General features: G+C 53.2%; 9 protein-coding genes and 1 pseudogene. 7 read left to right on the top strand and 3 right to left on the bottom strand.

The genetic code is table 11. The annotated features are described in order from the left end of the window. Window positions 1-847: 847 nt before the first annotated feature. Window positions 848-955: pseudogene (locus HMPREF2954_RS13065) on the bottom strand (IS5/IS1182 family transposase); the annotation flags it as partial. Between the two features lie 280 nt (window positions 956-1235). Here HMPREF2954_RS13065 and acpP point away from each other — a divergent pair. Together acpP and fabF are read left to right on the top strand one after the other, a co-directional pair. Further along, window positions 1236-1472, top strand: a complete 237-nt coding sequence (gene acpP / locus HMPREF2954_RS09285) for an acyl carrier protein (protein WP_039406310.1) — start codon at window positions 1236-1238, stop codon at window positions 1470-1472. A gap of 175 nt (window positions 1473-1647) precedes the next feature. Beyond that, entirely contained in the window at window positions 1648-2895 is a 1248-nt protein-coding gene (gene fabF, locus HMPREF2954_RS09290; RefSeq protein ID WP_045075260.1) for a beta-ketoacyl-ACP synthase II, read from the top strand. Between the two features lie 362 nt (window positions 2896-3257). Here the strand turns inward: fabF and HMPREF2954_RS09295 are convergent, their stop codons facing one another. Then, the gene (locus HMPREF2954_RS09295) at window positions 3258-3785 is read right to left on the bottom strand and encodes a hypothetical protein (protein ID WP_045075258.1); all 528 of its coding nucleotides are present in this window, start codon (window positions 3783-3785) and stop codon (window positions 3258-3260) included. 222 nt (window positions 3786-4007) lie between these two features. On the opposite strand from HMPREF2954_RS09295, the gene HMPREF2954_RS09300 reads away from it, so the two are divergent. Further along, window positions 4008-4646: a hypothetical protein gene (locus HMPREF2954_RS09300; RefSeq protein ID WP_045075256.1), complete on the top strand. Its 639-nt coding sequence runs from the start codon at window positions 4008-4010 to the stop codon at window positions 4644-4646. 138 nt (window positions 4647-4784) lie between these two features. Here the strand turns inward: HMPREF2954_RS09300 and pyk are convergent, their stop codons facing one another. Continuing rightward, window positions 4785-6257 carry a pyruvate kinase gene (gene pyk, locus HMPREF2954_RS09305; protein ID WP_045075254.1) on the bottom strand — a complete coding sequence of 491 codons (1473 nt, stop codon included), beginning with the start codon at window positions 6255-6257 and terminating at the stop codon, window positions 4785-4787. 342 nt (window positions 6258-6599) lie between these two features. Here pyk and HMPREF2954_RS09310 point away from each other — a divergent pair, with 342 nt between their 5' ends. From HMPREF2954_RS09310 to ptsP, 4 genes are all read left to right on the top strand, one after another. Further along, complete coding sequence (locus tag HMPREF2954_RS09310; RefSeq protein ID WP_045075252.1) at window positions 6600-7163, top strand: hypoxanthine-guanine phosphoribosyltransferase; 564 nt, start codon at window positions 6600-6602, stop codon at window positions 7161-7163. A gap of 130 nt (window positions 7164-7293) precedes the next feature. Next, window positions 7294-7731: a PTS sugar transporter subunit IIA gene (locus HMPREF2954_RS09315; protein ID WP_003755891.1), complete on the top strand. Its 438-nt coding sequence runs from the start codon at window positions 7294-7296 to the stop codon at window positions 7729-7731. Window positions 7732-7778: 47 nt separating this feature from the next. After that, window positions 7779-8048 carry an HPr family phosphocarrier protein gene (locus HMPREF2954_RS09320; RefSeq protein ID WP_003755888.1) on the top strand — a complete coding sequence of 90 codons (270 nt, stop codon included), beginning with the start codon at window positions 7779-7781 and terminating at the stop codon, window positions 8046-8048. After that, complete coding sequence (gene ptsP / locus HMPREF2954_RS09325) at window positions 8048-9835, top strand: phosphoenolpyruvate--protein phosphotransferase (protein WP_045075250.1); 1788 nt, start codon at window positions 8048-8050, stop codon at window positions 9833-9835. Before HMPREF2954_RS09320 ends, ptsP begins: the two co-directional genes overlap by 1 nt. The last annotated feature ends 369 nt before the right edge of the window (window positions 9836-10204 follow it).

Raw genomic sequence — 10204 nt, forward strand, 5'->3', positions numbered from 1 at the left:
ACGCCGTACTGGTTTAAAGTTAATCCACTATAAGTTTTGGGTTTTCAGACGACGTCTGAGGTCGTCTGAAAGTTTGAAACAATGGTTTGAGACGACAAAAAACGCGTGCGTGCGTACCGCATACACCCTACATGTCGGTTTTAAAGTTTGTGCCGCCCGCAGGTAGGGTGAGTGGCGTAGCCATGCACGCGGTTAGTGAGGCTACGGCTTGCTGCGCCACATCAAGGGAAACACGATCGAAAAGAACGATATTTCAGCAGTGTTCAACTGGTAGCGTGGGCTATGCCCGCGAAAATATAAAAGGTCGTCTGAAACCTGTACGCAGGCTTTCAGACGACCTTTGTTTTTCCAAAAAAACAACCCGTGGGCAAAGCCCACGCTACGGCTGTTTGTTTTTCAACCTGTAATGCGGACTTTTCTGCGAAAACAGCCCATCAATTAAACAAAAATTCCCCCCATGCCGTCATTCCCGCGCAGGCGGGAATCCACTTTTGAATCTCGGCAACCGTTTTACAAACATTTAATCTCAGACTTACAACGTAGCGTGGGCTTTGCCCACGGATGAAGATAGCGAAACAATCCTTTAGAGCAGGCTCTATGTTTTCGCTATCGCCCGTAAAGACAAGGTTTTCAGACGACTTTTTGTGATGCAAATAACGCAGTTATCTTTAACACCAGTGCGTTGTCAAACCCTGTTCGTGGGCAAAGCCCACGCTACGGCCGGCTGTTTTGCAAACACCCGTTGCATAGGGTTTCCAGTGGATTCCCGCCTGCGCGGGAATGACGGAATATATAGTGGATTAAAATAAAAATGAGACAAGGCGACAACGCCCGTCGTGTACAGATAGTATAGTGGATTAACTTTAAACCAGTACGGCGTTGCCTCGCCTTGCCGTACTATCTGTACTGTCTGCGGTTTCGTCGTCTTGTCCTGATTTAAATTTAATCCACTATAACTTCCAAGTCCCCATTAATCTCATAAAAAGGTCGTCTGAAAACCGGAATTTTAGTTTTCAGACGACCCTCCTGCTTGCTAACTTATTAATACTAAAGAAAAATAAATTCCCGCTTGTAGGTTAAAATCAGGCTATGCTAATATGCACAACAACAGGTTTTTCCAGAATAATCTGTGTTAGAATGCAGGTTTAGATGGAAAACTCTATCCGAACTCGGTACAATACCGACGAATTTATTTCTCTTAAACAACCCGCCGCAAGGCAAAAGGAACGACTGATATGTCAAACATCGAACAACAAGTTAAGAAAATTGTTGCTGAACAACTGGGCGTAAGCGAAGCCGAAGTCAAAAATGAATCTTCCTTCCAAGACGACCTGGGTGCAGATTCTTTGGACACCGTAGAATTGGTTATGGCTTTGGAAGAAGCTTTCGGTTGCGAAATCCCCGATGAAGAAGCCGAAAAAATCACTACCGTACAACTGGCTATCGACTACATCAACGCCCACAACGGCTAATCGGCCGCACCAAACATCCCCAGCCTCTGCTGCGTTAGCGCAATAGAGGCTGTTACCTTATATATGTGGGGCAAAATCCGTTATAATAGCCGCCAGGAATCCGATTCCGAACCGCTATTATCATTTTCAGACGGCATCTTGCCGCATCCTACCGAAAACCAACAGCGAGATTATCATGAGTCAGAGAAGAGTAGTCATCACAGGCCTCGGCCAAGTATCACCGGTCGGCAACGACGTCGCCGCCGCATGGAGCAACCTGCTCGCAGGCAAAAGCGGCATCGGCCGGATTACCCGCTTTGACGCATCCGACATCAACAGCCAAATCGCCGGCGAAGTGCGCGATTTCGACATCGGTCAATACATCAGCGCGAAAGAAGCCCGCCGCATGGACGTGTTCATCCACTACGGCATCGCCGCCGCGCTGCAAGCCATTGACGATGCCGGTTTGGACGAATTGGAAAGCCTCGATAAAGACCGCGTCGGCGTGAACATCGGTTCCGGCATCGGCGGCCTGCCCAGCATTGAAGCCACCGGTAAAGCGGTTATCGAAGGCGGCGCGCGCAAAATCAATCCTTTCTTTATCCCCGGTTCGCTGATCAACCTGATTGCGGGCCACGTTACCATCCTCAAAGGCTACCGCGGCCCCAGCTACGGCATGGTTTCCGCCTGTACCACCGGCGCGCACTCCATCGGCGACTCCGCCCGACTGATTAAATACGGCGACGCGGACGTAATGATTGCAGGCGGTGCCGAAGGCGCGATCAGCACTTTGGGCGTCGGCGGCTTTGCTGCGATGAAAGCACTTTCCACCCGCAACGACGATCCCGCCACCGCTTCCCGTCCGTGGGACAAAGGCCGCGACGGCTTCGTTATCGGCGAAGGCGCGGGCGTGCTGGTGTTGGAAGAATTGGAACACGCCAAAAAACGCAGCGCGAAAATTTACGCCGAAATCGTCGGCTTCGGCATGAGTTCCGATGCCTACCACATCACCGCCCCGAACGAAGAAGGCCCTGCGCTGGCGGTTACCCGCGCGCTGAAAGATGCCGGACTGAATCCCGAAGACGTCGATTACGTCAACGCACACGGTACGTCCACTCCGCTGGGCGATGCCAACGAAACCAAAGCGCTCAAGCGCGCGCTGGGCGACCATGCCCGCAAAGTCATCGTCAACTCCACCAAATCCATGACCGGCCACTTGCTCGGCGCGGCAGGCGGCGTGGAAGCGCTGTACAGCGTGTTGGCGGTACACGAGCAAAAATCCCCGCCGACCATCAACATCTTCGAACAAGACATCGAAGCAGGCTGTGATTTGGACTACTGCGCCAACGAAGCGCGCGACGTGAAAATCGACGTTGCCATCTCCAATTCCTTCGGCTTCGGCGGTACCAACGGCACACTGGTGTTCAAACGGTTCAAAGACTGATTGAAGCGGTTTGAAACAAGACAAAAGGTCGTCTGAAAAACCTGAAACAAGGGTTTTCAGACGACCTTTTTAAGTAATGCGCCCTTTGAAATCAGTCAAACCGCAGCATCGGCCTTGCCTGAAGACACATCAATCTAATCTTGAATCGGACAATAGGTTGGAACATTTTTTGCGGGCAACGTTTCGCTGCATTTCGCGATTAGCCTCCGCTGCACGACCCGCCATCAGGAAAAGAGGGGCTCATCTCACAAATTCACGTTATATATCATTAGGTTTAAGTATCTTTCCCTTGCTATTTTCCGATATTCTTTATCTCCCTAAACCTATGAAAACCGGTCGTCTGAAAAACCGAAAAAGGATTTTCAGACGACCTTTCTATCCGGTTCCTGTGATGCGGCAGGCACGGCTGTATCCGCCTGCGGCAACCGGTGCAGCCTGTACCAATCGTACAGCCGCTTCAGACACAATAAGGCAAGCAGCGGCATACAAAATGCGCTGACCAAATAGCGCGAGTTGCCGAAATTGAACACGGGATGCCCTGCCGCAGCGGAAATCAGCGCATTGCCCCATTCCCACAGCGACGGCACGCTGAATGCCAATACCGCCAGCAGCCCCAACGTGCGGAAAATGCCGATGGGCAGGATACGGCGTTTTAAAACCGTACCGTTAAGTTGGAGCAGAGTCAGCAGTCCGAAGCCGATAATAACCATCATGCCGCCGTTGGCAATAATTTGCAGACTGTTGAACGCAATGTCGGGGGTAACGGCAAGTCCGCCGTCAGAAGGCGTGCTTTGCTGCAAATTAAGCCCTTGCGAGATATTGAGGACAAAGCCGTAAACCATGTCGGCTAAGACGATGAAAATAGGCAACGAGGTGATCAGTTTTTTCATGGCAGTTGTGTGATGGGAAGTGGTGGCGGCATTTTTACCGAAAGCGGCTTATGGTAAAGCAGCGGGCGGCGGGAGGCAATAGCGTCGCCGTCCCTCTTCCGATTATGCCGTTCGTTATTCGGGCGTGTTAAACCATATGGTTTACGTTACAATTATATTGTCTTAAGACAATACCGCACAGCGCTTTCAGACGACCTTATTCTGCCACCGACAGGAATCTTTATGCACGCATCCGTCCTCAGCCGTTTTGCACCGGCTTTATACATTTTGATGTTTTTTGCCGGTTTTCTAACCGCCTGCGTCTGGTTTAACCCCCAAGACTATCTCGCCGACCTTACCCCTGTCATCACGGCATTTGCCGCCATCGCGCTGGTTTGGCTTGCGTGGGCTGTCGCCTCGGTCAGAATCAAGGCAAAAAGCGAAATGCAGCATCGGGAAAAACTGATACAGCGTGAAAGCGTCCACCCCGTCCTGCATGCCGCCATCCGCCCGGTAGAAGACAAACCCGGCATGATTGCCTTCGTTATCCGTAATCACGGCAAAGGCATGGCGAAAAACATCCGCCTGAAAGCCACCGCTATTTCTGACCACCCTTCCGCTTCGGCTGTCGCCGCCGCGCTGGCACGGCTGCCGGTATTTGCCGAAGGAGCGGATATGCTGGCGGCAGACGAAATTTACGCAGGTATTTTCGCCGACATCCACACCCTTGCCAAATCAGGAGAATTCGGCGGAATCGTCCGCGTGGACGCCGACTGTGAAAACGTTTTCGGCGATGCCTGTACCTCGCAGACGGATTTGGACGTCAGCCTGCTGAAACAGGTCGGTATAATTGAAATACCCCGCAAAAAACTGCTGTATTGAGCATCAGGCAATAACCCGCCCCGGCAAGCCATCGCCCCACATTCCGCATGACGACACGGCATATTGCGAAAAGGTCGTCTGAAAACCCGTTTCCAAGTTTTCAGACGACCTCTTGGTTATCTGCCGTTTGCGTGTCGATTATTTAACGCGCAACACTTCCAGCGTATTGGTTGAACCGGATTCGCGCATTTGCGAACCGCTGGTGATGATGTATTGGTCGCCGGAGCTTAAGATTTTATGTTCGACCAACATGGCTTCCACTTCGTTCAGCGCGGTATCGTGGTCGGTGCTGGTCGCCAAAATCAGCGGGCGCACGCCGCGGTACATCGCCATACGGCGTTGGGCGGAAATGCTCGGGGTCAGCGCGAAAATCGGCAAGGTGATGTTGTGGCGGCTGACTTCGAAGGCGGTCGAACCGCTTTCAGTCAGGGCGACGATGGCTTTGGCGTGAACCGCGCGCGCCACGCTGACCGCGCCGCCGGCAATCGCCAAGTTGGTGCTGACGGCTTCGGGATAATCGACCTGTTCGGCAACGCCGTTGAGCGAATCTTGTTCTTTTTCCGCAGCCGCACAAATAATCGCCATTTGGCTGACGGTTTCAAACGGATACGCGCCGACGGCGGTTTCGGCGGAACACATCACCGCATCGGTGCCATCCAATACCGCGTTTGCCACGTCGCTGACTTCCGCGCGGGTCGGGACGGGGTTGGTAATCATGGATTCCATCATTTGGGTTGCCGTAATGCTGAAGCGGCGCAACTCGCGTGCGCGGCGGATCATGCGTTTTTGCAGGGCGGGGACGGCTGCGTGTCCGACTTCGACCGCCAAGTCGCCGCGCGCCACCATGATACCGTCGCTGGCGAGGATGATTTCGTCCAAGTTTTCAATCGCTTCAACTCGTTCGATTTTAGAAACCAAACCGGGGCGTACGGCAGTGCTGCCTTTCATTTCTTCTTCGACTTTAGCGCGGGCGATGTGCAAATCCTCGGCGGATTTCACAAAGCTGATGGCGAGGTAGTCGCAACCGATGGCAATCGCGGTTTTCAGGTCGCGGAAGTCTTTCTCGGTCAACGCGCCTGCGGACAAACCGCCGCCGCGTTTATTGATGCCTTTGTTGCTTTTCAACACATGGCTGTTTTCAACCTTAGTAACAATCTTACTGCCTTCAACGGATTCCACGGTCAAAGTTAGCAGACCGTCGTCCAACCACAAAACATCGCCCGCGACGACATCATTAGGCAGGTCGCGGTAGTCCAAACCGACTGCGTCACGCGTGCCTTCGCCTTCGAGTGCGGCATCAAGAACCAGCGTTTCGCCTTTGTTCAATTCGATGCTGCCGCCGGCGATTTTGCCGACACGGATTTTCGGACCTTGCAAGTCGGCGAGGATGGCGATTTCCTGTCCGGCACGTTTTGCCGCTTCACGCACGATGCGGGCGTTTTCCTGATGGAATTCAGGCGTGCCGTGGCTGAAGTTGAAACGGACGACATTCAGACCGCCTACACGGATCATGTCTTCCAACAACTGGACATTGTTGCTGCCCGGCCCCAACGTAGCGACGATTTTGGTGTTGTGGCTGATGCGGGTTACATCGCGTTTTGCATTACTCATGTGAAGCGTCCTTTCGGTCAATCCGTTGATAAATGGCATACGGCTTTGTTGGAAAATTACAAAATAGCATCCCAACGTCGTCTGAAATTGTAAATCTAAAACTTACGTCGAGACATCCAAGCCGTAAATCATGATGCAAATTAATATTTTGGGATTTTACTCCCAAAGTTAAATGATTGGTGGAAAATTACAGGATTTTATGACTTAGGCTAAATTTGGCAGGCTTATACGGATTCCGGCAAAACAAACTATTCTTCTACAACTTTAAAGCCTGCTTTCAGACGACCTCAGCCCGTTTTGGGTTTATAATTTCCTTTTTTCCAACTGATTTCCCCGTTTACCATGATCGATTTAGAAACCAAACGCCTTGAAACCCAAGCCATGCTTGATAATGCCGAGCTTTTGTTCGACCAAGACCAATGCCGTGCCGCGCTGCAAAAAGTGGCGGACGAGATTACGCGCGACTTGGGGGACAAATATCCGCTCCTGCTGCCTGTGATGGGCGGGGCGGTGGTGTTTACGGGGCAGTTGCTGCCGCTGTTGCGCTTTCCTTTGGACTTTGATTATGTTCATGTTTCCCGTTACGGCGACAAGCTGGCGGGCGGCGCGTTCAACTGGAAACGGATGCCCGACCCGGAGCAGATTCGGGGGCGTCATGTAATCGTATTGGACGATATTTTGGATGAGGGCCACACGATGTCGGCGATTCAGTCCAAGCTCTTGGAAATGGACGCGGCAAGCTGCCGTGCGGCTGTGTTTGCCAACAAGTTGATCGACAAGGAAAAACCGACCAAGGCGGATTATGTCGGAATGGATGTTCCCAACCGTTACGTCTTCGGCTACGGTATGGACGCGGCGGGCTGCTGGCGCAATTTGGGCGAGATTTACGCGCTCAACCAAGGCTGAGACAAGATTAAAAAAGGTCGTCTGAAAACCTTTTCAGACGACCTTTGTGCCACCATATCGCGCTATGTGGCGGGTGAACGGACGATACTTTCGCCCACACCGGCCGAATAAAATCATCAGAGAACACATCATGATCAACCTTTTAATCATTACCCACGAGGCAGTAGGCGAGGCCTACCGCAGCCTGACCCATCATTTCTTCCCGACGGGAATGCCGGAAAACATCCGCATTCTCGGCGTGGAGCCTGACGAAGACCAAAACGACATCATCAACAATGCCATCGCCGCGCTGCAAGAGTTTCCTGAAAACCACGGCGTATTGATTATGACCGACATCTTCGGCGCGACGCCGTGCAATGCCGCCCGCAGGCTGGTTCGCGCGGGCAAATCCGCCATCCTGACCGGACTGAACGCGCCGATGATGATTAAAGCGACCCAATACTCGCCCATGGCGGAAGATCTCGCCGCCTTTACTGAAACGGTCAGGGAAGCCGCCGTCAAAGGTATTTTCGCCATCACCGCCGAACCGGAAGATTTGGTGTGCAAACAGCACGCCGAAGCCGTCTAACCCGACCGACACGTTTTCAGACGACCCCGCACACCCGAAAGCCGAACATGCAAAAACAACAAATCGAAATCATCAACAAACTCGGACTCCACGCCCGCGCTTCCAGCAAATTCACCCAAACCGCGTCTCAGTTTCAAAGCGAAGTCTGGGTGACGAAAAATGGAAGCCGCGTCAATGGCAAAAGCATCATGGGCTTAATGATGCTCGCCGCTGCCAAAGGCACGATCATCGAGCTGGAAACCGACGGCTTGGACGAAGTCGCCGCTATGAAGGCATTGACCGACTTAATCAACGACTACTTCGGCGAGGGCGAATAATGAGTATCGTGCTGCACGGTGTCGCCGCGGGCAAAGGCATCGCCATCGGACAAGCCCACCTGATTACGCGCGGGACGGCTGAAGTGCCGCAATACGACGTTTCAGACGACCTCATCGACGCCGAAGCCGCCCGTTTCGATGCCGCCATCAAAGCCACGCGCAAAGAGTTGGAACAGCTTCGCAGCGCGATTCCCGAAAACGCCCCGACCGAATTGGGCGCATTCATCTCGCTGCACCTTATGCTGCTGACCGACGTAACCCTCTCGCGCGAACCCGTCGATATTTTAAAAGAACAAAAAATCAACGCCGAATGGGCATTGAAACAGCAAAGCGACAAGCTTGCCGCCCAGTTCGACAACATCGAAGACGATTACCTGCGCGAACGCAAACAGGACATGCTGCAAGTCGTCCGCCGCATCCACAACAACCTCGTCGGGCAAAGCAACGACTTAAACCTCAACGAAGGCTTGTTTGAAGACACCATCCTGATCGCCCACGACCTCTCACCCGCCGACACCGTCCTCTTTAAAGAGCAGCGCATCACCGCCTTCGTTACCGACGTCGGCGGCCCGACCAGCCACACCGCCATTCTCGGCCGCAGCCTCGACATCCCTTCCGTCATCGGCCTGCACAATGCCCGCAGGCTCATTACCGAAAACGAAACCGTCATCGTTGACGGCATCAACGGTGTCCTCATCATTGATCCGGACGAAGTCGTCCTCAACGAATACCGCCGCCTCGCCCGCGAATACCGCCTCCACAAGCGCGAACTCAACAAGCTCAAAAAAACCGCCGCCACCACCGCCGACGGCATCAACATCGAGTTGCTCGCCAACATCGAATCTGCCGAAGACATCAAAGCCCTGCACAACTTCGGCGCAGACGGCGTCGGACTCTTCCGCAGCGAATTCCTCTATCTCAACCGCGACACCATGCCGACCGAAGACGAGCAGTACGAAGTGTACAGCGCGATTGTGAAAAAAATGAAAGGCAAAAGCATCACCATCCGCACCGTCGATTTGGGCGTGGACAAAAACCCCCGCTGGTTCGGTCAAAATTCCACCCCCAACGGCAGCCTCAACCCCGCGCTCGGACTTACCGGCATCCGCCTGTGCCTCGCCGAACCCGTCATGTTCCGCACCCAAATGCGCGCCATCCTACGCGCCGCCGCCCACGGCCCCGTGCGCATGATGTGGCCGATGATTACCTCCTTGTCCGAAGTGCGCCAATGCCTGATCCACCTCGACACCGCCCAACGCCAGCTCACCGAACGCGGCGAAACTTTCGGCACGGTCAGCGTCGGCTGCATGATTGAAATCCCGTCCGCCGCCATGACCGTCGGCAGCATCCTGAAACTGACCGACTTCATCTCCATCGGCACCAACGACCTGATCCAATACATCTTGTCGGTTGACCGGGGCGACGACAGCGTCAGCCACCTCTACCAGCCAGGCCATCCCGCCGTGTTGAAAACCATCCAGCACATCATCCGCACCGCCAACCGCATGGAAAAAAGCGTCTCCATATGCGGCGAAATGGCAGGCGACACCACCTACACGCGAATGCTGCTGGGCATGGGGCTGCGCCGATTCTCCATGAACCCCAACAACCTGCTCCCCGTCAAAAACATCATCCTGCACAGCAACACCGCCCTGCTCGAAACCGAAACCGCCAAAATCCTCCGCAGCGAAGATTCAGAAAAAACCGAAAAGCTGCTGAAATTGCTCAACAGCGCGGAACACGAAGAAGAGCGGCAGGAAGAAGACAGCCCGATAGCGCAAGCGTAAACAGGGTTTCTATAAACCAAAAGGTCGTCTGAAAACCGAAGTCGGTTTTCAGACGACCTTTTTATCGAATCTGAATCAGCCCCCATATCGTCATGCCCGTGCAGGAAGGAATCCGCACCTAGCTTTTTAGGAATGTTTAAAGATTGATCGAATTTCAAGATTCTCAATTTCCGTCTTTACCCAGCCTTTTATATCGCACCAAATCCAATCCCTCACACCGTCATTCCCGCGCAGGCGGGAATCCAGACCTCCGCTTTTTAAGAAATATTTGAAGATTGCCAAGATTTCAAGCCTCTGGGCTTACGTTGCAGATCATCCTTAATATTTCCGCAACGGCAAAGGTCGTCTGAAAATTTTCAGACGACCTTT

The organism is Neisseria sp. HMSC067H09 (genome assembly GCF_001814135.1).
In the GTDB taxonomy this organism is placed as follows: Bacteria; Pseudomonadota; Gammaproteobacteria; order Burkholderiales; family Neisseriaceae; genus Neisseria.

Bases quoted from the DNA above. Each gene is read 5' to 3' on its own strand.
- HMPREF2954_RS09300 (WP_045075256.1), top strand. From the start codon at position 4,008: ATGCACGCATCCGTCCTCAGCCGTTTTGCACCGGCTTTATACATTTTG.
- HMPREF2954_RS09310 (WP_045075252.1), top strand. From the start codon at position 6,600: ATGATCGATTTAGAAACCAAACGCCTTGAAACCCAAGCCATGCTTGAT.
- HMPREF2954_RS09320 (WP_003755888.1), top strand. From the start codon at position 7,779: ATGCAAAAACAACAAATCGAAATCATCAACAAACTCGGACTCCACGCC.
- acpP (WP_039406310.1), top strand. From the start codon at position 1,236: ATGTCAAACATCGAACAACAAGTTAAGAAAATTGTTGCTGAACAACTG.
- fabF (WP_045075260.1), top strand. From the start codon at position 1,648: ATGAGTCAGAGAAGAGTAGTCATCACAGGCCTCGGCCAAGTATCACCG.
- HMPREF2954_RS09295 (WP_045075258.1), bottom strand. From the start codon at position 3,785: ATGAAAAAACTGATCACCTCGTTGCCTATTTTCATCGTCTTAGCCGAC.
- pyk (WP_045075254.1), bottom strand. From the start codon at position 6,257: ATGAGTAATGCAAAACGCGATGTAACCCGCATCAGCCACAACACCAAA.
- HMPREF2954_RS09315 (WP_003755891.1), top strand. From the start codon at position 7,294: ATGATCAACCTTTTAATCATTACCCACGAGGCAGTAGGCGAGGCCTAC.
- ptsP (WP_045075250.1), top strand. From the start codon at position 8,048: ATGAGTATCGTGCTGCACGGTGTCGCCGCGGGCAAAGGCATCGCCATC.